Annotated in this window: 23 protein-coding genes and 1 pseudogene; 16 read left to right on the top strand and 8 right to left on the bottom strand. The window is 43.6% G+C overall.

All coding sequences use genetic code 11. The annotated features are described in order from the left end of the window. The first annotated feature begins 9 nt into the window (after nucleotides 1-9). Nucleotides 10-333, top strand: a complete 324-nt coding sequence (locus BMX56_RS24175; protein WP_143065521.1) for a hypothetical protein — start codon at nucleotides 10-12, stop codon at nucleotides 331-333. A gap of 42 nt (nucleotides 334-375) precedes the next feature. Here the strand turns inward: BMX56_RS24175 and BMX56_RS24170 are convergent, their stop codons facing one another. The 4 genes from BMX56_RS24170 to BMX56_RS24155 all read right to left on the bottom strand — a co-directional run bounded on the left by BMX56_RS24170 (nucleotide 376) and on the right by BMX56_RS24155 (nucleotide 2,065). After that, entirely contained in the window at nucleotides 376-618 is a 243-nt protein-coding gene (locus BMX56_RS24170) for a hypothetical protein (RefSeq protein ID WP_090652278.1), read from the bottom strand. Between the two features lie 22 nt (nucleotides 619-640). Then, on the bottom strand, nucleotides 641-1,033 hold the full coding sequence (locus tag BMX56_RS24165; RefSeq protein WP_090652277.1) for a DoxX family membrane protein: 393 nt from the start codon (nucleotides 1,031-1,033) through the stop codon (nucleotides 641-643). Nucleotides 1,034-1,158: 125 nt separating this feature from the next. Then, nucleotides 1,159-1,449 (bottom strand): putative quinol monooxygenase, encoded by a 291-nt coding sequence (locus BMX56_RS24160; protein ID WP_090652276.1) that lies wholly within the window; start codon nucleotides 1,447-1,449, stop codon nucleotides 1,159-1,161. After that, nucleotides 1,415-2,065 carry an NAD(P)H-dependent oxidoreductase gene (locus BMX56_RS24155; RefSeq protein WP_090652275.1) on the bottom strand — a complete coding sequence of 217 codons (651 nt, stop codon included), beginning with the start codon at nucleotides 2,063-2,065 and terminating at the stop codon, nucleotides 1,415-1,417. The genes BMX56_RS24160 and BMX56_RS24155 overlap by 35 nt, the downstream gene beginning before the upstream one ends. Nucleotides 2,066-2,163: 98 nt before the next feature. On the opposite strand from BMX56_RS24155, the gene BMX56_RS24150 reads away from it, so the two are divergent. Next, nucleotides 2,164-3,060, top strand: coding sequence for a LysR family transcriptional regulator (locus BMX56_RS24150; protein ID WP_090652274.1), 897 nt, complete (start codon nucleotides 2,164-2,166; stop codon nucleotides 3,058-3,060). A gap of 16 nt (nucleotides 3,061-3,076) precedes the next feature. Here the strand turns inward: BMX56_RS24150 and BMX56_RS24145 are convergent, their stop codons facing one another. The 3 genes from BMX56_RS24145 to BMX56_RS24135 all read right to left on the bottom strand — a co-directional run bounded on the left by BMX56_RS24145 (nucleotide 3,077) and on the right by BMX56_RS24135 (nucleotide 6,206). Next, nucleotides 3,077-3,874, bottom strand: coding sequence for a polysaccharide deacetylase family protein (locus tag BMX56_RS24145; protein ID WP_090652273.1), 798 nt, complete (start codon nucleotides 3,872-3,874; stop codon nucleotides 3,077-3,079). After that, on the bottom strand, nucleotides 3,855-4,823 hold the full coding sequence (locus BMX56_RS24140; RefSeq protein ID WP_177183902.1) for a glycosyltransferase family 2 protein: 969 nt from the start codon (nucleotides 4,821-4,823) through the stop codon (nucleotides 3,855-3,857). Before BMX56_RS24140 ends, BMX56_RS24145 begins: the two co-directional genes overlap by 20 nt. Before the next feature lie 210 nt (nucleotides 4,824-5,033). Further along, nucleotides 5,034-6,206, bottom strand: a complete 1,173-nt coding sequence (locus tag BMX56_RS24135) for a glycosyltransferase family 87 protein (protein ID WP_255369908.1) — start codon at nucleotides 6,204-6,206, stop codon at nucleotides 5,034-5,036. A 209-nt stretch (nucleotides 6,207-6,415) separates the two neighbouring features. Here BMX56_RS24135 and msrA point away from each other — a divergent pair, with 209 nt between their 5' ends. From msrA to BMX56_RS24080, 11 genes and pseudogenes are all read left to right on the top strand, one after another. After that, nucleotides 6,416-6,967 (top strand): peptide-methionine (S)-S-oxide reductase MsrA, encoded by a 552-nt coding sequence (msrA, locus tag BMX56_RS24130; protein ID WP_090652441.1) that lies wholly within the window; start codon nucleotides 6,416-6,418, stop codon nucleotides 6,965-6,967. 135 nt (nucleotides 6,968-7,102) lie between these two features. After that, nucleotides 7,103-7,909, top strand: a complete 807-nt coding sequence (locus tag BMX56_RS24125; RefSeq protein WP_090652272.1) for a 5'-nucleotidase, lipoprotein e(P4) family — start codon at nucleotides 7,103-7,105, stop codon at nucleotides 7,907-7,909. A gap of 37 nt (nucleotides 7,910-7,946) precedes the next feature. After that, a pseudogene (locus BMX56_RS30415) lies at nucleotides 7,947-8,096 on the top strand (DUF2256 domain-containing protein); the annotation flags it as partial. A 66-nt stretch (nucleotides 8,097-8,162) separates the two neighbouring features. Beyond that, on the top strand, nucleotides 8,163-9,458 hold the full coding sequence (locus BMX56_RS24120) for a DASH family cryptochrome (RefSeq protein ID WP_218152486.1): 1,296 nt from the start codon (nucleotides 8,163-8,165) through the stop codon (nucleotides 9,456-9,458). Nucleotides 9,459-9,790: 332 nt separating this feature from the next. After that, nucleotides 9,791-12,619 (top strand): 2-oxoglutarate dehydrogenase E1 component, encoded by a 2,829-nt coding sequence (locus BMX56_RS24115; protein WP_090652270.1) that lies wholly within the window; start codon nucleotides 9,791-9,793, stop codon nucleotides 12,617-12,619. A gap of 122 nt (nucleotides 12,620-12,741) precedes the next feature. After that, nucleotides 12,742-14,337 carry a 2-oxoglutarate dehydrogenase complex dihydrolipoyllysine-residue succinyltransferase gene (odhB, locus tag BMX56_RS24110; protein WP_090652269.1) on the top strand — a complete coding sequence of 532 codons (1,596 nt, stop codon included), beginning with the start codon at nucleotides 12,742-12,744 and terminating at the stop codon, nucleotides 14,335-14,337. A 448-nt stretch (nucleotides 14,338-14,785) separates the two neighbouring features. After that, the gene (locus tag BMX56_RS24105) at nucleotides 14,786-15,604 is read left to right on the top strand and encodes a hypothetical protein (protein WP_090652268.1); all 819 of its coding nucleotides are present in this window, start codon (nucleotides 14,786-14,788) and stop codon (nucleotides 15,602-15,604) included. A 468-nt stretch (nucleotides 15,605-16,072) separates the two neighbouring features. Next, nucleotides 16,073-16,507: a hypothetical protein gene (locus BMX56_RS24100; protein ID WP_090652267.1), complete on the top strand. Its 435-nt coding sequence runs from the start codon at nucleotides 16,073-16,075 to the stop codon at nucleotides 16,505-16,507. A 77-nt stretch (nucleotides 16,508-16,584) separates the two neighbouring features. Then, nucleotides 16,585-17,472 carry a hypothetical protein gene (locus tag BMX56_RS24095; protein ID WP_143065520.1) on the top strand — a complete coding sequence of 296 codons (888 nt, stop codon included), beginning with the start codon at nucleotides 16,585-16,587 and terminating at the stop codon, nucleotides 17,470-17,472. Between the two features lie 96 nt (nucleotides 17,473-17,568). After that, a complete protein-coding gene (locus BMX56_RS30265; protein WP_177183900.1) occupies nucleotides 17,569-17,973 on the top strand; it encodes a hypothetical protein in 405 nt (134 codons plus the stop codon). A gap of 146 nt (nucleotides 17,974-18,119) precedes the next feature. Then, nucleotides 18,120-19,061 (top strand): hypothetical protein, encoded by a 942-nt coding sequence (locus BMX56_RS24080; protein ID WP_143065519.1) that lies wholly within the window; start codon nucleotides 18,120-18,122, stop codon nucleotides 19,059-19,061. Between the two features lie 321 nt (nucleotides 19,062-19,382). Here BMX56_RS24080 and BMX56_RS24075 read toward each other — a convergent pair whose 3' ends face one another. Next, complete coding sequence (locus tag BMX56_RS24075) at nucleotides 19,383-20,279, bottom strand: alpha/beta hydrolase (protein WP_090652263.1); 897 nt, start codon at nucleotides 20,277-20,279, stop codon at nucleotides 19,383-19,385. Between the two features lie 147 nt (nucleotides 20,280-20,426). On the opposite strand from BMX56_RS24075, the gene trxA reads away from it, so the two are divergent. From trxA to BMX56_RS24060, 3 genes are all read left to right on the top strand, one after another. Beyond that, nucleotides 20,427-20,723 carry a thioredoxin gene (gene trxA / locus BMX56_RS24070; RefSeq protein WP_090652262.1) on the top strand — a complete coding sequence of 99 codons (297 nt, stop codon included), beginning with the start codon at nucleotides 20,427-20,429 and terminating at the stop codon, nucleotides 20,721-20,723. 128 nt (nucleotides 20,724-20,851) lie between these two features. After that, nucleotides 20,852-21,487, top strand: a complete 636-nt coding sequence (locus BMX56_RS24065; RefSeq protein WP_090652261.1) for a TetR family transcriptional regulator C-terminal domain-containing protein — start codon at nucleotides 20,852-20,854, stop codon at nucleotides 21,485-21,487. A gap of 25 nt (nucleotides 21,488-21,512) precedes the next feature. Beyond that, nucleotides 21,513-22,880, top strand: coding sequence for an ABC1 kinase family protein (locus tag BMX56_RS24060; protein WP_090652260.1), 1,368 nt, complete (start codon nucleotides 21,513-21,515; stop codon nucleotides 22,878-22,880). Nucleotides 22,881-23,493: the final 613 nt, after the last annotated feature.

Here is a 23,493-nt window from a genome sequence, read left to right as displayed (position 1 = left end):
AAAAAGCCAATGAGAGCAATTTCTTTTGTTATGTTAGTTTGCTTGCTGCTCCTTTCGGTTATTCCGGCAAGGGTGATGGCCGTTGCTAATATGCCCAAAAAGGATTGCTGCCACAAAATGGCTGCTGCTCCTTGCGGGCACAGCTCAAAAAAAGCCTGCGATGGCGGGATGTGCGCTACCATGTTATCATGCGGCACTTGCTGCTTTGTAAAAACAGAGCCGATTAGTGTTGCACCAATAACTGCCACTTTTGGGGCTAAAAATGTTACGCCATACCGTATGGGCTATTTGTCTGATTATTCCATCACCTGCTGGAACCCGCCCAAAGTTTAATAAAATCATCTGCCTTTTTCAGAACGTATTTTTTATTAAACATTAATCATTCAAAATCATGAAAAAAATTCTTTTCATCACAACACTGATGCTTTTTACTATTTGTAATATATCATTTGCCAATACACCTTGCTGCAATACCAAAATGAACCAATGCAACAAGTGTACTAAAGCATGTACCAAACCAAACTGTTTGGATACCTGTGGCAAAGCCTGCAAAGCATCGGGCGAATGCACACGGAAGTGTAGCAAATAACAAAAATGCCCCGGCCTTGGCCGGGGCATTTTTGTTATGCTTAAAAAAGTTTTACAACGTTGGTGTTGCCGTAAAAATACTTTTGTAATATTTAAAGTAAGCAATGCCTAAAAACAGGTTCAAAATAACAATAGCCAGCCCCATTGGCATACCAGCTGGTGCAAGCAAGGTATGAAAAAGGAAAATATTTAACGAAATGGGGAAAAGCACAAGCACAAACAAGGCGGTAAAACGGTTAATAAGCAACCCAACGCCGCAAGTAATCTCGATAACCTTCATATACTGAAAAAAGTAACCCGAGCCAAACAGTCCGCCGCTAAAAGCCTGGGCTTTATCGCTCATAACCGGCTGCGCCATGGGGATAAAATGGAAGAAGAAATTAAGGCCAAATACAACGAAGATGAGGCCCAGCAATATGCGGGCAATTAATACTGCAATTTTCATAATGTTGAGGTTAATATAAGTTTAAACACGAAGTTTGGTAATTTAAACGGAAAAAACAAATAGTGTTTCGCCGCAAATACCTACCCGGTGTTTAAACTTTGTATAAAATTACAGTCTCCTTAATTTCAACTAACCTTTTCGGTTTTATAAATCACAATTGTGCCGTCAATTATTTCTTTAACCTGTTCTATAAATATTTTAATATGCGGTTGTTGCTCGTGCACGTCCAAACCCTCCTGGCTGGCCCAGGTTTCGTGGAAGATGAACCGGGTATCATCATCTGTTGATTGGTACAGCTCATATTGCAGGCAGGCTTCCTCTTTGGTCGATGCTGCTACCAACTGATTAAGGTAACCTTTTAGCTCGTCGGTATTACCGGCTTTACACTTCACTAAGGCTGTTAAGTACACTTTCATGGTTGTTGTTGTTGTTGTTGTTGTTGTCGATAAATAGCTTGGTTAAATGCTCCTGGTAATTTTGCAGGTTGGCTTCAATGTTGGCGTTTTTCATCACATCATAAAAATGAATGCTTTCTAAAGGTTCCATGCCTGTAAAGGCATTCATACGGTGAAAGCCAAACAGCGGGCCTTCATCAACACTGTGCTCATTAAAAAATTCGCCGGGTAGGGTAAAGGCTGTTACCGGCGCGTTCCATGAGGTGGTTAGCAGGTATTTTTTGCCATGCATTAAGCCGCCGGTACCATAGTTAATGCCGGGGTTTTCGGCTGTGCGGCCGTCGCTGCGGTAAATGCCGTTTTGATAGCCGGCTGTAAAAACTTCATCAATATACTTTTTAAAACCATGAGGTAGCTGAAACCACCAAACCGGGGTATGGTAAATAATTACGTCGGCCCATTTATAGTTTTCGGCCTCCTGTGCGGGGTCATAAGCGTTGTTGATATCGGTCGACCGCACTTCAAAATCAGGGTTTTCCTCAAAGTATTTTACGGTTGTATCCAGCAATGTTTTATTGAACAGGCCGCCGGAATGGGCGAAGATCTGCCCGCCATTTATAACAAATATATTTTTCATTTTTATCTCGTGTTAACTGGCATCAAAATTACGACGCTGTTTACTATAATTAAAATAACATAAGTTATACATTTGTATTATAATTATGATGATTTGTTATGATGAATTTAGAATGGTTCCGCACGTTTAAGGCGATATATGAAACAGGTTCGTTAACCGGCGCGGCCGAATCCTTGTTTATTTCGCAGCCGGGGGTAAGCCTGCATTTAAGCTCACTTGAAAGTTATGTGGGCTACAAGCTGTTTGATCGCTCATCGCGCAAAATGGTATCAACCGAGCGGGCGAAGATATTGTATAACTATATACAGGAATCGATTTGTAAATTGGAGGAGGCCGAGCGGCATTTTCATAAAAGTACCGAAAAAGATGTGCCTACGATCAGTATAGGCATGTGTTTTGAAACTTTTCAGTTTACACTGGAATCGTACCTGCCCACACTGCCCTTTAACGTGATCATTAAATTTGGCGAGTACCCCCAAATGCTGGCCGATTTGGATAGTGGTATTCTTGATATGATCATCACCCCGCAAAAAGGTGATTATAAGGGTTTAGAATATAAGCCGTTTTTTAAAGAGCGTATTGTAGTACTGGCGGGGCCGCAAACCGATGTGGATGAATTTAACAAGTTGCTCCTAACAAAAGATTTGCCTCAAATACAGGATTGGCTAAAAAACCAAACCTGGTACGGCTCATCGGGCGATATGGAGCACCTGCGACGCTTCTGGCACACCAATTTTGGCAAACGCCCCGATTTTAAACCCAATTTTATAGTGCCCAACATGGGTTCCATCATTCGCTGCCTGAGCGGCGGAAAAGGTATTGCGGTGATCCCCGATTTTTTGTCAAAAACTGAGCGCGACCTGGGTAATATTAAACTGCTTTGGGAAGGTTATAATATTATAGAAAACACGCTGTATTTTGGCACACGCAAAAAATCAATCTATGCCAGGGAAGTGGCTATGGTACAGGAGATTTTTGAAAGGGAAATGGTGTGAATAAAAAGGTAACCGCTTAAGCAACCTGGTTTAGCTTCCTTTTATCTACCCGTTTTACAAACTCATCTGTCCGCATAAATTCATAGCCTTTTGATTTTCCCCAACTGATAAAATCTTCCAGCCGTTTTGCAAAAGGCTGCCCCGAGTTTTTAACCACATATTTGGGGAACCCAAACCGGGCATCGTTCAGATTGGTAAATTCCCATGGGTGAAAATACAGGTTAAGGTAGCCGTCCTTTTTATGGGTGATACCGCTCATCCATTTTAATAGCCCCATGGGCAGGTTATGAAAGCTAAGCCAAAATAACGGGAAACGGATCAACGGCGATACGGATGCCGGTATTTGTAACACATCCTGATCGTAAAACCAGCTGCGGGGCTTGCCAAAGTTATTGTACCTGCCGGGGATAAATGTGGGATTGATGGATGAATTATAGGCGTAATCGGCCTTAGCTATTTCCCGCTCATCAACCGGCATCATCCTGGCCATACGGAAACCGGTTACCTCGGCCCCGGATATTTCTTCCAGCTTAGTTTTCGATTGCGCCAGGTGCTCGGGTTTAAAATCTGAATGATAGTAACCGTGCGAGGCTATTTCATGGCCTTCGCTTACAATCTGGTTAATAACTTCCGGCTTATGCACAGCATAATTTGCTGTACAAAAAAAGGTAGCCTTTATTTGTGACGATTTTAGGATGGCCAAAATAACGTTAGTGCCCTCGGTTGATATGGATAACTGCTCTGCGAACGATATTTGTTTGCCATACTCTAATGGCATGTCAAACTCTTCGATATCAAACCCCAATAAGATCATTATTTATATTTACAAGGTTGGTGGACCGGACAAGATAATTTGGACGTGCTTTTGACTGCATAAATATTTTGCCTACGTAAACGCCAATAATGCTTAAAACCATCAACTGCAAACCACCAAAAAAAGCGATGGTAGCTATTATGGATGCCCATCCGTTAACGGCATAGCCTTCGGCAAAGCTAATTAAAACATAAGGGATGTAAAAAATGGTCATCAGTGAAACGGTTAAGCCAACGCCGGTCATGATATACAAGGGCCTTGCGCTAAAGGCCATAATGCTGCCAATAGCCAGCTTTACCAGCTTAATAAATGAGTAGCTAACTTCACCGGTATGCCTTTTGGATGGCGTATAGGGGATGCCAACCTGTTTAAACCCCGTCCATTTAATGATGCCTCTTAAAAACAGCTCATGTTCGTCAATCAGCTTTAACTGGCTTACCATATTCTCGTCCATCAGCCGGAAATCGGCAGTGCCATCTTCAAGTTTAATATCCGATAGCATGTTGATGCCTTTATAAAATAGTTTGGAAGTAACTTTCTGATATATTTTGGCGTGCGGATTGGCGTTTTCCCTGTAGGTGTAAACAATATCGTAGCCGTTTTCCCAATGTTCCAGCATCTTTAATATCAGCTGGGGCGGATGCTGCATATCGGCATCCATAGTTATCACAGCATTGCCGGTGGCTATGGCTATGCCGGCCTTTAACGCGTTATCTTTTCCAAAGTTTTTTGAAAGCTCTACATAGAAAACATTGGAATATATATTGGCGTTGAATTTTATCTCGTCCACAGTGTTGTCTGTGCTGCCATCGTCAACAAAAATCAGTTCGAAATTGTAACGGGTATCGTTTAATGTTTTAGTGAGCGCCTGGATAAGGAAGCCAACATTATTCTGCTCATTATGGCAGGGTATAATAACAGACAGCTTCTTTTTTGAAACGGAAATCATGCAAATGTTAAAAGGATATAGGTAATCAGAGAACAGTACAATTGGTTTTCAACTATCAGGGACCTTTTTAACATCCCCTTTGTAAATGTAATTTTTTTATTACAAATAAAACAAATTATGTATCATTTTAATTATAAACCGTTGCATTATACGCACCAAATCTGTAGAGACGCTGGTTTTTTAACATCACCGTAAAAACAGGCATACGATTTATGCAACGCGGGCTATTTGCCGCTTCACAAAGTTGCGGGTGAGGGTTTCATAAATTATCTTCAGCCAGATTAAAAAGCAGGGCAGCGACTTTAATTTGTAAGGCAATACGTACGTTTCGCGGATAGATCTGGGGAAAAGATCGGATGGCGATAGGGTGGTTAAAATGATGGCCAGTACCAGTAAAAATATTTCGAAACCGGTTACGGGCCTGTTTAAATTCATAAACCAGATGCCTACACCTGCAAACGCGATAATATAAGTAGGCGACTCGGACCCACTGCTGAAAATCACCGCGAAAATTAATGCCGATGCCAGGATAAGTAACCGGTAAGGTGTCGATTTAAAACAGTTTATCCGCAGGTACGAAAGGGCGAAGAGCGTCATTGCCGGGATTATTACCACCGCGTTTTTAAGTCCCGGGTAGTTTAATATTTTGCGGAAAAAGCCCATTACACAAATATCCTGCATAATAGAGCCTTCGTTTTGTAAGTTTTTACCTTTCAAATCTACATACCAATCGCGGTAGGTTTGCACAATAAACGCAGGCGACGATATGAGCATCGGCAATACAAACATGACTACCGACCAAAAAATAAAACTGGCGATGAACTTGAGTTTGTTGTCGGAAAAGAAGAAGAACGCCAGGCCCACAATACCATACAATTTGATGAACGTGCCCAATGCAATCATCAGCGCTGCCCAAAAATCCTGCTTTTTGTTGATGAAGTTGAAACTTAAAATAATAAGCCCCGCCACCAGGGGATTACTTTGCACGTGGGCGGATGCCGTCATTAATTCATGGGCGCAAATAAGTAAAACGATCAGATATTGATTCTCCTTCAGCGGCAGCAACTGGATGGCTTTAAACAGCACAAATGCGTTAAACATCACCCAAAGCATAATGCCCACGTAATCGGGAAAAAACGTAAAGGGCGCAAATATGATTGAAAATATAGGGCCGTAATGATTCAGGTCGTAATAATGTTCAGGGTAAGCGGCATACAGGTTTTGCTGGTGCAGCGTATGTAAAAAATTGTATTTAAAAATGGTGTAGTTATTAAAACCCTGATGGTTCAGGATCTCTTTTAGCACAATGAGGAAACTCAAACCAAACCACGCGGCATATACAAAGGGTTTATTATAAATGAGTTTGGATAGTTTTTGGATCATGAGGGATAAAGCAGGGCTCAAATATAGTATTCTATCAAGAATGTTACGTGGGTTTTAATCAATTGATGGTCTACTTGCATCGCTGTTGTGCATTTCCATGGTCAAAATCCTTACACAGTAATGAAACAAAAAGGAACGCAAATGAGTATTTTTACATCATGTTACAGCCTTTATTATGGAGCTGTTTATCAATTAAACAAAACAATAAAATGCCTTCAAATATTCAAAAAATAACTTTCGGCAATGGGTGCTTTTGGTGCACCGAGGCCGTTTTTCAATCGCTTAAGGGAGTAATTTCGGTAACGTCGGGCTACATGGGCGGCCATGTTGATAACCCAACCTATAAACAAGTTTGCACCGGCACCACGGGCCATGCCGAGGTAATTGAGCTGGAGTACGATGCCGATGTGTTATCTTTAGACGAACTGTTGCTGGTTTTTTTTAAAACTCATAACCCAACAACACTTAATCGCCAGGGCAATGATGTAGGGACGCAATACCGCTCGGCGATATTTTATACAACCGCTGAGCAAAAGGACGCGGCCATTGCCATGATTAATACCCTAACCAATGAAAAGGTTTTTGACAGCCCGATAGTAACCGAGGTAACACCGGCCGGCCAGTTTTATAAGGCCGAAGATTATCATCAAAATTATTTTAACGATAATCCGGGCCAGTCGTATTGCGCGTTTGTTATCCAGCCGAAACTGAATAAATTTGCCAAAGAGTTTACGGATAAAATTAAGCCGGAACTGTTGTAAATTAATAGATTTTTTGTCACGCTGAACGGAGTGAAGCATCTTATTCGCCGTGCTTGATCGCCCTGCACAGCCTGCGAATAGATCCTTCGTTCCTCAGGATGACAAAATATAAAGTCAATTCTGCCATCGCCATACATGAAAAAAAGTTACACACTTTCAATACTGCTGCTGCTGTTCACAGCCTGCGCAACCACAAAAAAAACTGCTACCGACAGTGCCTTTTCTATCACTAATAATGGCAAAGTATGGGGCTCCATATGGCAGCAAAGGGCGGCAGAATACAAGGCTTTGTGTTTCCAGGCCTATAATATTGCCAGGCTTCGGGTTGATGAAGGTATAAAAAATTCCGGCAGCAAGCCACTGGCCATTGTTACCGATATTGACGAAACGCTATTGGATAATAGCCCCTATGATGCAGCCCGCGCCCTGCAAAACAAAGACTATACCGATGCAACCTGGAAAGAGTGGACCGACAAAGCAGTGGCCGATACGGTGCCCGGCGCTCCGGCATTTCTAAAATACGCCGCATCAAAAGGTATCACTGTGTTTTACATTACCAACCGTAACGAAAATGAGCGGGGAACAACCCTTAAAAATCTGCAGTTATATGGCTTGCCAAACGCCGACGACGCACACCTGCAATTAAAAACGGGTACATCAAGCAAAGAAGCCCGGAGGTTAAACGTGCTGAAAACCCACAACATCCTGCTGCTTTGCGGCGATAACCTGCCCGATTTTGATATACTGTATGATAACCACCCATCAGAAGAAAACCGCGTGGCAACCACTCAAAAACTGGAAAAAGAATTTGGTACTAAGTACATCATCATCCCTAATCCATCGTATGGTGATTTTGAGGGGGCGCTATTCGGGTTTAATTATAAGCTTACAAACGCGCAAAAAGACTCAATCATCAGGACTAAAATCAAGACGGATAAGTAAGTTTTTATTCAGCTTTTTTGGCATTTGATAATGACCAATGTGTTTTTTTGACACAGATAGCCTATCTTTAGCCATTATGGCTGCAAAAAACTTGCCTCATAAAACCTGTTCAGTTTGCAAAAAGCCATTTAGCTGGCGAAAAAAATGGGAAAAATGTTGGGAAGATGTCAAATATTGCAGCGAACGGTGCAGGAGACATAAATTAATTGCAAATTTGTGGTCTGCATTAATACAGTTAACTCCCTGTTTAACTATGAGCGATAGAACGATATTGGTTTGGTTTAGAAATGACTTGCGGATACATGATAACGAAATTTTGTTAGAAGCCGTGCGCAAGGCCGATAAAGTTCTGCCGGTGTATTGTTTTGATCCATATTACTTTCAGCAAACAGCATCTGGTGCCAGCAAAACAGGAAGTTTCAGGGCACGGTTTTTATTAGAGGCCGTAGCTGATTTACGTAAAAACCTACAGGGTTACGGTGCCGAACTGATTATCCGCGTAGGTAACCCGGCCGAAATTATACCCCAGCTGGCTGGTCAATACCACGTAAGTGAAGTATATCATCACCGGGAGGTGGCCTACGAAGAAACAGCAAAATCGGAAGAGGTTGAGGCTGCCCTTTGGAAACTACGACTTAACCTGAAACACTTTATAGGGCATACCATGTACCACAAGGAGGATTTACCCTTCCCGATAAAAGATATTCCGGATAGTTTTGCCGTATTTAAAAAGAAAGTTGAGCGCGACAGCAACGTACGGCCATGTGTGCCCACACCCGAACATATTTATACCCCAGATATCGCCGAAGCGGGCGAACTGCCAACCCTGCAGCAGTTGGGCTTACATCAACCTGTTGACGATGTGCGTGCTACCAATTATTTTCAGGGTGGCGAAACAGCGGCGCTGGTACAGCTGCATAAATATTTTTCAAAATCCGACCTTGCCGTTAAAGCCAAAAGTAAAGCAGGCATCATTACCAATACCTCAAAATTATCGCCCTGGTTGGCTGTAGGCTGTATTTCGCCAAGGCAGGTTTACTGGGAAATATTTAAGCATAACGACGCCCAAAGCAGCATGCTGAAACTGGAGCTGTTATGGCGCGACTATTTCAGGTTTATGTTTAAAAAGCACGGACAGAAATTCATTCAGGCAAAAAACACCGAAGAAACAGCTGCCGTAAATAACGAAAGCTTTGATAAATGGGCGGCGGGCAAAACCGGCATCCCGTTCATTGACGCCTGTATGCATGAGTTAAACGCTACTGGTTACATTTGCAACCAATGTCGCCAGATAGTAGCCACTTACCTGGTGAACGATTTAAAAGCCGATTGGATTAAAGGGGCCGCCTATTTTGAAGAAAAACTGATAGATTACTCGCCTGCCAGCAACTGGGGCAACTGGGCATTTATCGCTGGCGTAAACGATGCCAAAGTAAGCAAGTACACCATAGCCGCAATCCCGCAAAAAGAATTGGATACCAAAAGCGATTTTGTAACCACCTGGGAGTCATCACCTGTAGATGAGGCCGGGGATTTGGTAGGGGTGTGAGGATTTTATGCCTGAAAATTGAGGCAATCGTCATTGCGGGTATCCATCCGAATGATCCTGGAAAAAATGGGGATGACGTGTTGGCTTTAGAGCCTCACAACAACCATGTCATTGCGAGCGCAGCGTGGCAATCGCGAACAGTGCAAGTCCACTTGTATTGTTCATGATTGCGTTTAGTGGGCTCTTTTCAATCCTAACCAACCATATTTTACCCTCCAAACCACTCATTCCCATCAAAACTGCATCATTTTTAACTGAATTTCTTTACAATTAATTGTGAAGTATATTACCGTATATGCTTACTTTTGCACTGTTTTAAAGATCATTTTCACATGGATCGTCTAAATTATATCAATAGCGGCAACGCAGACTACATCAATTCCTTATACGAAGCATACAAACAAGACCCCGAATCGGTAGATTATGGCTGGCAAAAGTTTTTCGAGGGGTTTGAATTTAACATAAACACAAATGCAACAGGCACAGCAGCTTCAACAGCTGCACCTGGCGTTGATGATAAAACTTATGATCATTTTTTAAAAGAGATCAAGGTGCTTAACATGATAGATGGGTACCGCTCACGCGGCCACCTGTTTGCTAAAACCAACCCGGTTCGCGAGCGCCGTCACTATTATCCGGGTAAAGAGCTGGAAACATTCGGCTTGAGCGAGGCCGACCTGGATACTGTTTTTAACTCTGGTGTTGAAGTTGGCCTGGGTGCTGCTAAGCTGAGCGACATTCGCCAGTTACTGGAAGATACTTACTGCCGTGCCATTGGCGCCGAGTACAGGTACATTCGCAATCCTATCAAAATCAAATGGTTTGAGGATAGGATGGAAAAAAACCGTAACACACCGTCTTTCACCATCGACGAGAAAAAATCGATGCTGAACAAGCTCAATGAAGCCGTTACGTTCGAAAACTTTTTGGGTACTAAATTCCTGGGGCAAAAACGCTTTTCGCTCGAAGGAGCCGAAGCGCTGATCCCATCCATGGATTCGGTTATTAAAAAAGGGGCCGATCTGGGTATCGAGGAGTTCATCATCGGTATGGCTCACCGCGGTCGTTTAAATGTGCTTACCAATATTATGGAGAAAACCTATAAAGAGGTATTCTCGGAGTTTGAAGGCAAAAATTTTGATTCCGAATCGCCTTTTGGTGGGGATGTTAAATACCACTTAGGTTTTTCAACCGATGTAATCACATCAAACGGAAAAAAAGTACACTTAAGCCTTTGCCCCAACCCTTCGCACTTAGAGGCGGTTGACCCGGTTGTGGAAGGTATCACCCGTTCAAAAATCGACTTTAAATATAATGGCGATCATTCAAAAATCGCCCCTATATTGATCCATGGTGATGCATCTGTTGCGGGCCAGGGTATTGTTTACGAAGTTTTACAAATGGAAAAACTGGATGGCTACCGCACCGGGGGCACCATTCACCTGGTTATCAATAACCAGATAGGTTTTACCACCAACTATAAAGATGCCCGTTCAAGTACTTATTGTACCGATGTGGCAAAAACTGTTTTATCCCCGGTATTCCACGTAAATGGCGATGATGTGGAGGCTTTGGCCTACGTTGTTAACCTGGCCATGGAGTACAGGCAGGTATTTAACGAGGATGTATTTATAGATATCCTGTGTTACCGCCGCTACGGCCACAACGAGGCTGATGAACCAAAATTCACCCAACCATTGTTGTACAAGGCTATTGAGGCGCATGCTAACCCGCTGAAAATTTACAATCAAAAACTGATTGATGAAGGCAGCATTGATGCCACTTACCTTAAAGGGGTTGAGAAAGCATTTAAGGATGAGTTGCAGCAAAAGCTGGATGAATCAAAAGCCGAAGACAGGTTTACCGATACCATTGCCATGTTTGAAGGCGCCTGGAGCGGTTTACACCTGGCCAGCCATAAAGAATTTGTGAAAGCGATTGATACATCGGTACCCGAAGAGGAATTACTAGCGATTGGTAATAAGTTAACCACATTGCCGGCCGACATGGAGTTTTTCAAAAAAATTGAAAAATTGTTTGAAGACCGCAAAACTATGGTGAACCAGACCAAGGTTTTTGACTGGGCCATGGGCGAACTTTTAGCTTACGGAACCTTATTAAAAGAGGGCTACCCTTTGAGGTTAAGTGGTGAAGATGTTAAGCGCGGTACTTTCTCGCACCGCCACGCTGTATTAACCCTTGCCGATTCGGAAGATGAGTATACGCCATTGGCAACCATCGAAACCGACGCTAAACTGAGTATTTACAACTCCCTGCTATCTGAATATGGCGTACTTGGTTTTGAGTACGGTTACGCTTTGGCCAACCCTAACGCACTAACCATTTGGGAAGCGCAATTTGGCGATTTCTTTAACGGCGCCCAAATTATTGTTGACCAATATATTGCCAGTGCCGAAACTAAATGGCAGCGCGGCAATGGCCTGGTGATGTTGTTGCCTCACGGTTATGAAGGCCAGGGCCCTGAGCATTCATCGGCCCGTGTGGAGCGCTTTATGGAGCTTTGCGCCGATGATAATATCCAGGTAGCTAACTGTACTACGCCTGCAAACTTCTTCCATATATTAAGGAGGCAAATGCACCGCGATTTCCGCAAGCCGCTTATTATATTTACGCCTAAAAGTTTATTGCGCAGTCCTAAGTGCGTATCGCCGATAGAAGATTTTACCAGCGGCAAATTCCACGAGCTGATTGACGATACTTACGCCGATCCTAAAAAGGTTAAACGTGTGCTGCTTTGTACCGGTAAAGTTTATTACGATTTGCTGGATAAGCAACAGGCTGATAAGCGCAAAGACGTAGCCATCGTTCGTGTAGAGCAACTATACCCAACCCCGGTTACGCAAATACTAAAAGTAAAAGCCAAATACGAGAAAGCTACCGAGTTTATCTGGGTACAGGAAGAGCCTGAAAATATGGGGGCGTGGCCATACATTTGCCGCAAATTCCATAACGATACGGTAATTAACCTGAATGTGATATCACGTAACGAGGGCAGTAGTACCGCTACCGGTTTTGCCAAACAGCATGCTGCGCAGCAATTGTACATTGTTTCAAAAGCATTTGAAGCACCAGCCGGTAAAGTGGTAAAAGAAGCAATAAAAAAGACAACCAAAAAAATGGCTGATGCCGGAGCGGATTGAGTTAGGTTTTGAGTTATAAGTGATGAGTTTTGAGTTTTTAAGCTCATAACTCATTACGCAACAATCAAACTTAACAAACTACTCACAACTCAATACTCAAAACTTACAACTTACTAAAAAATATGAGTTTAGCGATCAAAGTACCTACCGTAGGTGAATCAATAACAGAAGTAACCCTGGCAAGCTGGAAAAAAAAGGATGGCGATCACGTGGAAATGGATGAGGTTATTGCCGAGTTAGAATCGGACAAGGCCACTTTTGAACTTACTGCCGAGCGTGCGGGTACTTTACAAATTGTTGCCAAAGAGGGCGATACTTTAGCCATTGGCGCATTGGTTGCCAATATTGAAGAAGGCGGAGGCGCTGCTGCTCCTGCGCCGGCTGCACAGCCACAGCCCGAAGTTGTAGCTAACGCACCAGCACCGGCCCCAGTTGCCGCTGCCGCGCCTGTTGCTGCTCCGGCACCTGTTGCAGGTGGTGGTTCTTTAGAGATTAAAGTACCAACCGTGGGCGAATCAATCACCGAGGTTACTTTATCCCGCTGGATAAAAAAAGATGGCGATGCTGTTGAAATGGACGAGGCCATTGCCGAACTGGAATCAGATAAAGCCACATTTGAATTGACTGCCGAAAAAGCAGGGGTATTAAAAACCATAGCCAAAGAAGGCGACGTATTGCCAATTGGCGCTGTTGTTTGTACCATTGAAGGTGTAGGCGCTGCCCCTATTGCAGTTACCCCCGCAGTAGTAAGCGCAACCGACGAGTCGCCCCGTGGTGGTGCGGCGGTACAGCCAGGAGGTGTTACTTACGCATCCGGCACCCCATCGCCTGCGGCTGCTAAAATATTAGCCGAAAAAGGCGTTGACCCTAAAGCCGTATCCGGTACAGGTGTTGATGGCCGCATTACCAAAGGTGATGCATTAGGCGCGCAAGCTTCAAGCCCTAAGCCTATAGTCGAAAGTCCAAAGTCTGCCACTGCAGCTCAAACTCAAAACTCAGAACCCGCGACTCAAAACTCAAGGAGCGAGAAACGTGAGAAAATGACCTCGTTGCGTAAAACTGTTGCCAAACGTTTGGTAGCTGTTAAAAACGAAACAGCCATGCTTACCACTTTTAACGAAGTGGATATGCAACCTATCATGGAATTGCGCAGCAAGTACAAAGATAAATTTAAAGAGAAACATGGCGTTGGTTTAGGCTTTATGTCGTTTTTCACCAAGGCAGTTACCGAGGCACTGAAAGACTGGCCGGCTGTAAACGCCCGTATAGAAGGCGAAGAGATTGTATACAGCAACTACGCCGATGTTTCTATCGCAGTATCGGCCCCTAAAGGGCTGGTGGTTCCGGTTATTCGTAACGCGGATAGCATGAGCCTGGCCGAAATTGAAAAGGCCATTGTTGTATTGGCTGGTAAAGCCCGCGAAAACAAACTCACCATCCCTGAAATGACAGGCGGTACCTTCACCATCACCAACGGCGGTGTGTTCGGATCAATGATGTCGACCCCGATATTAAACTCGCCGCAATCGGCTATCCTGGGTATGCACAATATTATTGAGCGCCCCGTTGCCGTAAATGGACAGGTGGTTATCCGCCCCATGATGTACCTGGCCCTGTCATATGATCACCGCATCATCGACGGCCGCGAATCGGTAAGCTTCCTGGTACGCGTAAAACAACTGTTGGAAGATCCTGCAAGGTTATTGTTAGGGGTATAAATTTCCTGAAATTATAATATTTGAGAAGCCCGGCAAAGTCGGGCTTTTTGCATTGATGATATTTTTATACGAGCGACGAGTTGCAAAGCGGGCGTAAACAGCTGATTTAACCCCTGCCTCCCCTTCCCCAAGGAAGCAATCGCACACACCCTGCACTTTTTTTATTTCTTCCGAACACCTATGGAGGCGACAACACCAATAGGAAACATAGGGATTCCTATGGAGGACCATCACAATGTACCTCAAGCCGAACGAGTCGATTTCGGCAGGATAGCGTGTGTGTGGACTGCCCCATATTGTATACCATGCTATTAACTGTTCGATGAGTAACGGGAAACTGTAATATGAAAAACTTAAGGGAATGTTTGTTTTTAACAATTAATTGTAATTAACTTTAGTAAGTTACTACTTAACTGATATTTAGTACTTAAAACCTGACTTTTTCGCTATGCGCTACTTCAACAACACGGGCAATGTGTCGCTGTTCCTTTACCTTTTATTTGTGGGTATTGCTATATTGGGAATGATCTTTATCTGTTACCTTATTTTTAAAAGTAAGTTGGAAATGGAAAGGATTGACAAAATAATTGATGTTTTTAAATCTGTAATAGTTACGACGGCCATTGGCACGGTTACGCTGATCATTACCGACCTGTTTAAAGAGCGCAAACAACAACTGGAGGAAATGAGCGCTTTTAAAGATTACCTTCCTTATGTAACCGATAATAAAAAAAATCTCAATGACATGAAGTTTTTGTGCGATTTTATGGTATCTGTGGCGCCGGAGGGTCTGAAAAAATCGTGGGAAGATTGGCGCACAAAACTAAATGGCAAAGAGGATACCCTTAAAACAATAGCTGCCCTGCAGACGGCTATTGTTAAACAACCCGATAAACCAAGCATACAGCAAATAAAAGATTATAATAAGTTGGAGGATAAAAAGCAAGCAATTTACCAGGACCTTAATTTAAACGTAAATAATAGCTACCTGGTTGTAATAGGCGCCAATAAAACTGTTGGCCCGGCGGCGACTGAACTGAAGTTTGCAAAAGATAGTATAAGCCAAAATGCCGCCATTTATAAAAAAGGAAACTGGTACCGGACAGTGATCCCGGTAACCACCAATTACGATGATGCCAAAGCGATAGTTAGCCTTGTAAGCGAAAAATCCAAAGGTAAAAAAGTAGCCTACATTGTATCGCTTAAAAGCTGGTGTAATTCGCCCACCTTTTCCGCAACCGAAAACTGTTACATTTGCAACCTGTGAACGGGCTTAGCAACATTGGGTGAGGAGAATTGCATTCGAAAAATCGCTATTCTTTTACCAGCTCTTGCCGCCACCTCGATAAACATCGGGATGGCCCGCATGCTAAGTATACGCCGTGCTTTTAGGACAATTGACTATTATCTCTCGTCAACATCGACCCTTTCGCTTTACAAATTGGGGTTCCGTTTAAAATACAAAATATCGGATATGAATTAACATCCGGGATTTGCATATTCATTACTTAAAGGCTAAAATCATTATATCATCCTTTAGGTTCCGAGCCTCAATCTCCCAAAAATACAAACTACTTTGTATTGCACGCCTTACCTCCGCGCCGTAAAATTGTATCAACAAACAACCAAAACCACCATGACAAAAACATACTTATTTAGTCCCTGATCTGCGCAAGTAAATTGCATACACAATCGCTCCCTACACCCCTTTTTAAAACCCAGTTAACCTAAAAAAATGGAATACCTGATAGCTACAATTGTAATCATGCTGTTTTGCATAACAGCGCTTGCGCAGGAAAGATCTTCCGAGAGCGCGATAATAATATCACGGGATAACCCCAAGCCCTTAAAACCAGGCAAGGAGCACGCAAAGCGAATGACAAAGCACATTTGCCTCCCAGCCTTTACAGATTTGCCTAAGTTTACCGGGCTGCTTTGTTTGGATGTAGTCCCGATAAACGGAGACCGGGCGTTAACCATATACTTACCGGCCTGGTATGGCAATGTAACGGTGCCACAATCGTCGTGGGCAAATCGTTATCAGCGACCATCCGCCGTTGGTATTGCAACAGAAACAGGAGGCTATATAGCTATATTGCCGCAGTTTAAGCTTGTTAATTTATTTGGCAAAGCATTGTGTTTTGCCGTAAAAAAATTACAACTTAGTTAAAGCATAACCAGCCTGTTGCCAATTAGCAGGTGCTATAATTAACGGCCTACTTATTACTTAACCTAATCTCCCTCACTATGATTTGCAAATCACGGCTGCCATTCATGTATTGTGCGGTAATTGCACTTTGCCTGTTAGCTCAATCAGCATTAAGCCAAAACTTATTCGAAAAAGAACTAAAGCAACAAATTGATTCGTTTTTAGCGGTGAAACCCAATGTGGTTGTCACGCAGGACGTGCCACAGGTGGGCCAGCGCGAACTTTACCCCAGCGATGCACCCGCCGCGCTTTTAACGCCTACCGGTTTTGGAGGCTATGGGATGTATATTTTCGGCGGCCTTGGTGGCGCATACCCGGAAGTGTACAGAAACAACAAGGCTGATTTAATTGCCTCGGCAGGCGCCTGCATAGGCGATCCAATTAAGGCGGTTAATTTTGCAGCCAGTTTAAATATGACCGATGTTCACAAGTTCAGAAATTTTTCAGGAAATTTTATCCTGAGCCGTAAACTGTTTCCAGGTACAAGCATAGCGGCAGGTGCGCTTCAAATGTTTGCAGCCGATAAATATTCGGATTCGCCGGGTTCCACCTTTTTTATGGCGATAAGCCATGCGGTACAAACAATGCCATCGTTAACGCCAGGCAGTTCAAGACTTAGCTATACCATTGGCTTAGGCAGCGGCCGGTTTTATGAAAAAAGCCCCAAAGATATTGCCGCCGGTAAAGGCAAGCACGGTACGGCCGTATTTGGAAGCGTATCGTTTGAAGTGGTGCGCCATTTAACCTTAAACACCGAATGGACAGGCATGAACCTGGGCCTATCGGCCGGTGTACGGCCATTTAAAACGCCAATTAGCCTGGGCATTGGCGTGGCCAACTTAACCAAGTACTCGTCAGATAAGGCCAATATGGTCTTTTCGATAGGACTGCCACTTTCCCTTACCCGATTAATGAACAATAATTAAAACTATGAAAAAGATAATCATAACATCAATGTTTGCAGCAGCAACATTGCTGGCAGGCGTAAAGCATGCCAATGCACAAAGAGGCAATCGCTCGGATTGGAATGTACCACCGCCAATACCGCCCGTACCGCCTATAAAAATGCCGCCGCCGATACCAACGCCGCCGCCAATACCAACGCCGCCGCCGATACCAACGCCGCCGCCAATACCAACACCGCCGCCAATACCAACGCCGCCGCCGATAACACCGCCGCCGCCGATACCGACGCCGCCGCCAATACCAACGCCGCCGCCGATACCGACGCCGCCACCGATACCGACGCCGCCGCCAATACCAACGCCGCCGCCGATAACACCGCCGCCGCCGATACCAACGGTGCCGCCAATACCAACGCCGCCGCCGATACCAACACCGCCGCCGATACCAACGCCGCCACCGATACCTGGCTTAAAACCATTGCATTAATAAGAAATGGTTGTTTGCTTATGATTCATGGTTGATAGTTCATAGCCCTTAGCGGATCTGATAGAAAACGTTTGCGATAAATTTTTTCGCCACGGGCTATAAGCTACGAACAAAACCATGAACCATGATCTATGAACCATGAACAAAATAAAGCTACGGCCCCAATCAAAAAAAAGATAAAATGAGAACATACATAAAAAAACGAAAAGCCATTTTAACGCTATCGCTTGTAGTGGTTGCGGGGATGTGCTTTGCCCAAACGGCACCATTGAAGCTTGAGATGAAAAAGGTGACAGAATTACCGGCAAACGCTCTTTTAAATACTACCCCGGCTATATCTTTAACAACGCCTGCGGCTGTTGCGGATGAGCACCGCCTGCTGGCGTTTAAAAAAGGTGACGGGTACCAAAAAACAACACTGGTAAACTCAAACACTATTTTGGCGCGGTATGATCAAAAATTTACTATCAGCAGCAACTCATCGGTAACAAAAAACTATAACATTACCGATGCCACAAAATCGGATTTCCAGGTTGCGGTTACTACCAAGCGCATTGCCGATACTATATTTGCTATGGGTAAATCGATGGCGTATAATTCCGATCAGCCATCAGATACAAGTTCATATATCCAAAAACGGTTTACAGCAATGGTTGGGCAAACGGCAAACGTTACCCTGGGCCTGCGCGATACTATTTTTGATATTAAAGGTAGCAGCAATCAGGCAATTAATGATACATTGTATGCATTTACGGGTTTACAAAACGATCAGCTGGTTAAAGGCGGCTCCTTAGGGCTCACTGTAGATTACGCAGCACTTCAAACCATGAAGAAGGGCTATACGTGGGTAGATACTACCACCAGTGCCGGTACCAACGTGAAAAATACATTCTGGATTGAATCAAAAACGGATAAAACCACAACTGTAGCTTTTGAAAGCGCCCTGCGCCGGCAATATTCAAATAGCAATACCAATGGTGTTTATGTAATTGATAATGCCACCGGGGTTGTTTTAATACGCCAGATGCGAAGTGTTACCACCGGTTACCAAATATTAAACAATGTAGTATACGCAGCGTCCCGAAGCACAGCCTCTATCGAAAGTTGTTATAAAATACAATAGGCCCCCAGCCCCTGAAGGGGGAGCTTTTGATTTGCAGGGTGTATTTTCAGGGGAAGCATAATAACAAAACAGTCCGGCTATCAATAGTGATGGCCGGACTGTTTTATTAGCGATTGTGGCAATGGAAAAAGGTATCGGGCATTAAATGCGGCTGTCTTTTTTACCGTTGATGCAGATACTGTTTAAACGTATAAAAACTTGTATTTTTTTTGTAATTTGTTGATGCCTCATTATAGATTATTTGCAATTAATTCTATAAAAATTGCAATTTTTTACCGTATTTTAGCATTGAAATTAATTTTAAGAAGTTTTTTGGGGTAATTAATGTAGGATTTTCTTCCGCTCCTTACTCGCCGGGTTTAAATAACCATTGTCGGCCAGCCAGTCGGCCAAACGTTGTGGCCAGGTGCTGATGGTTTGTAGTTTCGAGCGTTTGCCCATGTTAAAACCGTGGGCTCCCTGGGCATACAAATGCACTTCGATGGGCACCTTGGCCTCGCGGTATTTTTGCATCAAACTTACCACCGGCACCGCGCAGCATGGGTCGTCATTGGCAGCTAATAAAAAGGCTGGCGGTGCGTTGGCCGGTATCACATCCGGTATGTATAAAGGGCCGGGGTAAATTTGTATGATAAACTTAGGGCTGGCACTCTGTCTGTCAACAGAATCGGCAGCCTTAGGGTCGCCTTTACCATCGCCAAAAGCAACCATATCAACAACCTCTCCGCCTGCCGAGAAACCCATTAGCCCTATTCTGTTGGTATCCAGGCCATACTCTGCCGCCTTGCTCCGTACCAGCCGCATTGCCCTATATCCATCCTGTTTGGCGTGTACATCAATTTTATAAGGCGATAGGGTATCACGGCCTAAACGGTACTTTAGCACAAATACAGTAATCCCCAACTCGTTGAGATACCTGGCCGGTTCGACACCCTCGGCAGTATAAACTAACAAGCGGTGGCCGCCGCCAGGGCATATCACCACAGCCGCGCCATTGGCTTTACCTGTCGGCGGAGTAAAAACCGTAAGTGACGGGTTGTGGATGTTTTTTACCCAGTAATCCTTTGCCTGCTCGGGCTCATTTCGCCTGTTTTCGAAACCGGGTGCACCATTTGGCCAAAGTGGTATAACGGTAGGTTTGTCTTGCGCCAAAGCAGCAAACGAGGTAATAAAAAGTGCCAGCATTAGGTAAATACCGGCTGTTGTGCTCTTGTTCATAATCAATAGTTGAGGGTTCATAGTCGGAAAGTCATATTTCCAATTAAGCGTCTGTTCAATAAACTTTTATCTAAAATAATGGTTATTATTGATAATGATAGCTAATAACTATTAACCATCAGCAATCGACTAAATAGTAAAAAAATTATGGCAAATTTCCAGGATATAATAGCTTCAGAAATTCCGGTACTGGTTGATTTTTCGGCCGAGTGGTGCGGCCCCTGTAAAATGATGCCGCCTATACTAAAGGATGTAAAACACGCCCTTGGCGATAAAGTAAAGATCATCAAGATTGATATTGATAAAAACCCGCAAGCGGCAAGCGCATACCGTGTACAAAGTGTACCAACGTTAATGATATTCCAAAAAGGACAAACCAAATGGCGCCAGGCCGGTGTTGTGCAGGCAAGAGAACTGCAGCGTACGGTGGAGATGTTTATATAAGCCTCACCCCGGCCCTCTCCAAGGGAGAGGGGGTAAAACAACGATCTATTAAATAATTACATAACCAACGCGCCAATCAAAAGTGCTCTCCTTTGGAGAGGATTTAGGTGAGGCCAATGAGATCAAATATGGCAACTATCGAAAGTATCCAGAACGCATATATTGATTATGTGCTAACCGAAGGCTCGGAGCCTAAGTCGGTATATATATTCGCGAAGCAAAACGAAATGTCCGAAGCTGAGTTTTACCAGTTCTTTGGCTCATTTGAAGCCGTGGAGCAGGCTATTTGGGCAGGTTTTACAAATAAAACTATCGCCGAAATAAAGAGCCAGGAAGTTTGGGCGCAATATTCTGCCCGCGAAAGGGCTTTGTCTTACTTTTATGGTTTTTTTGAGTTGCTTAAGGGCAGCCGAAGCTTTGCTATTTATTCCATCAAAAAACAACCAAGAGGTTTTACTACGCCACGTGTGTTTGAACCGATGAAAACGGCATTCGAAAGTTTTGCCGAAGATATACTGAAGGAAGGGATAGAAACCACAGAACTTACCGACCGTAAATTTTTTAGCAAACGTTATAAAGACGCGCTTTGGGTGCAATTTGTATTCGTACTCAACTTTTGGGTAAATGATAACTCTACGGGATTTGAGAAAACGGATGAGGCTATCGAAAAAGGCGTCAATGTAACGTTCGACCTTTTTCAACGCTCGCCCATCGACAATTTGTTTGAGTACGGAAAATTCCTGGTGAAAAACGGCGGGATGTAAAGAAGTATGGACTTTTAAAATTATTATGACAGATAGCGAAACAGATTTTCCATCAGCTGGTGGAGAATATTCACAGGGAGCTTCGCCCGAACAAAATAGCATACCAACAACCAAGGTAGAACGTAGCGCCAAATTTGTAAAAACAGGGTTTAAAATAGGCGGCAATTATATTAAGCATTACTCAAAAAAACTGTTCAACCCGGATATGGATAAATCTGAGCTGAACGAGGATAATGCAGCTGATATTTACCAATCATTGAGCGAGCTTAAAGGCAGCGCCCTTAAAGTAGCACAGATGCTCAGCATGGATAAAAACCTGCTGCCACAGGCCTATGTAGATAAGTTCACACAATCGCAATACAATGCGCCGCCACTTTCGGGCCCGCTGATTGTGCAAACGTTCAGGAAATATTTCGGTAAAAATCCTGATCAGATCTACGATAAATTCAACATTCGGTCGAACAATGCCGCATCGATAGGGCAGGTTCACCAGGCCGAACTCAACGGTAAGAAACTGGCCGTAAAAATTCAGTATCCCGGTGTGGGCGAATCTATCTCGTCCGATCTGAAACTGATCAAGCCATTTGCCTTCAGAATGCTGGGCATGAGCGAAAAGGAATTGAATGTGTACATGAGCGAGGTTGAAGAGCGCCTGCTGGAAGAAACCGACTACGAACTGGAAGTACGCCGCTCTATAGAATTCTCTACCGCTTGTGCCAATTTGGATAATGTAGTATTCCCTACTTATTACCCGGAGTTGAGCAGCAAGCGCATTATTACTATGGATTGGCTGGAAGGTAAACACCTTAAAGAGTTTTTGGCCACCAACCCATCACAGGAATTGCGGAACCGGGTAGGACAGGCCCTTTGGGATTTTTACAATTTTCAGCAACACGAGATGCGCGCTGTGCATGCCGACCCGCATCCTGGTAACTTCCTGATAACACCCGAAGGCAAATTGGGATGTATTGATTTTGGTTGTATTAAAGAGATGCCCGAGGATTTTTACTATCCTTTCTTCTCGCTTACTTCAACCAATCTGTTGGATAATAAGGAAGAAACTATTAAAGCCTTTCGTTTGCTGGATATGATCCGTAAGGATGATACCCCAACGCAGGTTGAGTTTTTTTATGGGCAGTTTAAAGAAATGATAAGCCTGTTTGCTATGCCTTATATTGATGATCACTTCGATTTTAGCCAATCAGAGTTCTTCGACAAGCTTTTTGCCTTTGGCGAGCGCCTTTCAAAAATGCCCGAGTTTAAACAGGCGCGGGGCGTTAAACACTTTATATATGTAAACCGCACCAACTTTGGCCTGTACAATATATTACATGAATTGAAAGCCGAAGTAAAGACAGATACATTTAAGCCACACGTGGTTTTGGAATATTGATAACTACCGGCCCTCTCTTTCTGGAGGGGGCTTTTGAATTTGCATATCAAGTAGTTTCATAAGGACGCCATATAATTAAGTTATCCGCTGCATCTCTTCTATTAATCTGCTAATAATAGCTATCCGTATTATTTTTCCTGCCTGATAATTAGCACCTTAAACATTTAAGTCAAGTAAATATTAAAAACAGTTTGCATAAGTGTTAAAAGCGCGTACCTTTGCAGCCCGCAAATAAGGAAGCGGGAAAGTTCTTAGAAAGGTTATTGAAGGGTTTTTTGAAGCAGGAATAGGGGAGAGGGAATAAAAACGAGGCTCAAAAAAACTTCAGATAAAATTTCGGAAAGCAAAAAAGTTTACTACTTTTGCACCCCGCCACCGAGGGAGAAAAGAGAGAGGGGTAGGCGGACAAAACGGAAGGGATTCTTTGAAGATCGAGAGATAAAAAAAAGAAAAAATAAGTTTTGGAAAAGTAAAAAGGAATACTACCTTTGCAGACCCAAACGGAGGGTTGCTTTGAGGAGCAAAAGAAGTTAAAAAGCCGGAGCGATTCCGGTAATAGAAATGACAAATCAGACAAGGTAACTTGTAAAGATTATATAGCGGATTCGGATGA

Source organism: Mucilaginibacter sp. OK283 (assembly GCF_900110415.1).
GTDB lineage: Bacteria > Bacteroidota > Bacteroidia > Sphingobacteriales > Sphingobacteriaceae > Mucilaginibacter.
The sequence above is the reverse complement of the archived record's forward strand: the minus strand, read 5'-3'. Positions and strand labels throughout refer to the sequence as shown.

Excerpts from the sequence above, each read along its gene's own strand:
- odhB (WP_090652269.1), top strand. The coding sequence starts at position 12,742 with ATGAGTTTAGCGATCAAAGTACCTACCGTAGGTGAATCAATAACAGAA.
- BMX56_RS24120 (WP_218152486.1), top strand. The coding sequence starts at position 8,163 with ATGAGCGATAGAACGATATTGGTTTGGTTTAGAAATGACTTGCGGATA.
- BMX56_RS24115 (WP_090652270.1), top strand. The coding sequence starts at position 9,791 with ATGGATCGTCTAAATTATATCAATAGCGGCAACGCAGACTACATCAAT.
- BMX56_RS24165 (WP_090652277.1), bottom strand. The coding sequence starts at position 1,033 with ATGAAAATTGCAGTATTAATTGCCCGCATATTGCTGGGCCTCATCTTC.
- BMX56_RS24080 (WP_143065519.1), top strand. The coding sequence starts at position 18,120 with ATGAGAACATACATAAAAAAACGAAAAGCCATTTTAACGCTATCGCTT.
- BMX56_RS24065 (WP_090652261.1), top strand. The coding sequence starts at position 20,852 with ATGGCAACTATCGAAAGTATCCAGAACGCATATATTGATTATGTGCTA.
- BMX56_RS24125 (WP_090652272.1), top strand. The coding sequence starts at position 7,103 with ATGAAAAAAAGTTACACACTTTCAATACTGCTGCTGCTGTTCACAGCC.
- BMX56_RS24105 (WP_090652268.1), top strand. The coding sequence starts at position 14,786 with ATGCGCTACTTCAACAACACGGGCAATGTGTCGCTGTTCCTTTACCTT.
- BMX56_RS24075 (WP_090652263.1), bottom strand. The coding sequence starts at position 20,279 with ATGAACAAGAGCACAACAGCCGGTATTTACCTAATGCTGGCACTTTTT.
- BMX56_RS24060 (WP_090652260.1), top strand. The coding sequence starts at position 21,513 with ATGACAGATAGCGAAACAGATTTTCCATCAGCTGGTGGAGAATATTCA.
- BMX56_RS24095 (WP_143065520.1), top strand. The coding sequence starts at position 16,585 with ATGATTTGCAAATCACGGCTGCCATTCATGTATTGTGCGGTAATTGCA.
- BMX56_RS24160 (WP_090652276.1), bottom strand. The coding sequence starts at position 1,449 with ATGAAAGTGTACTTAACAGCCTTAGTGAAGTGTAAAGCCGGTAATACC.
- BMX56_RS24100 (WP_090652267.1), top strand. The coding sequence starts at position 16,073 with ATGGAATACCTGATAGCTACAATTGTAATCATGCTGTTTTGCATAACA.
- BMX56_RS24175 (WP_143065521.1), top strand. The coding sequence starts at position 10 with ATGAGAGCAATTTCTTTTGTTATGTTAGTTTGCTTGCTGCTCCTTTCG.
- msrA (WP_090652441.1), top strand. The coding sequence starts at position 6,416 with ATGCCTTCAAATATTCAAAAAATAACTTTCGGCAATGGGTGCTTTTGG.
- BMX56_RS24140 (WP_177183902.1), bottom strand. The coding sequence starts at position 4,823 with ATGATTTCCGTTTCAAAAAAGAAGCTGTCTGTTATTATACCCTGCCAT.
- BMX56_RS24145 (WP_090652273.1), bottom strand. The coding sequence starts at position 3,874 with ATGATCTTATTGGGGTTTGATATCGAAGAGTTTGACATGCCATTAGAG.
- trxA (WP_090652262.1), top strand. The coding sequence starts at position 20,427 with ATGGCAAATTTCCAGGATATAATAGCTTCAGAAATTCCGGTACTGGTT.
- BMX56_RS24135 (WP_255369908.1), bottom strand. The coding sequence starts at position 6,206 with ATGATCCAAAAACTATCCAAACTCATTTATAATAAACCCTTTGTATAT.
- BMX56_RS24150 (WP_090652274.1), top strand. The coding sequence starts at position 2,164 with ATGATGAATTTAGAATGGTTCCGCACGTTTAAGGCGATATATGAAACA.
- BMX56_RS24170 (WP_090652278.1), bottom strand. The coding sequence starts at position 618 with ATGCCCCGGCCAAGGCCGGGGCATTTTTGTTATTTGCTACACTTCCGT.
- BMX56_RS24155 (WP_090652275.1), bottom strand. The coding sequence starts at position 2,065 with ATGAAAAATATATTTGTTATAAATGGCGGGCAGATCTTCGCCCATTCC.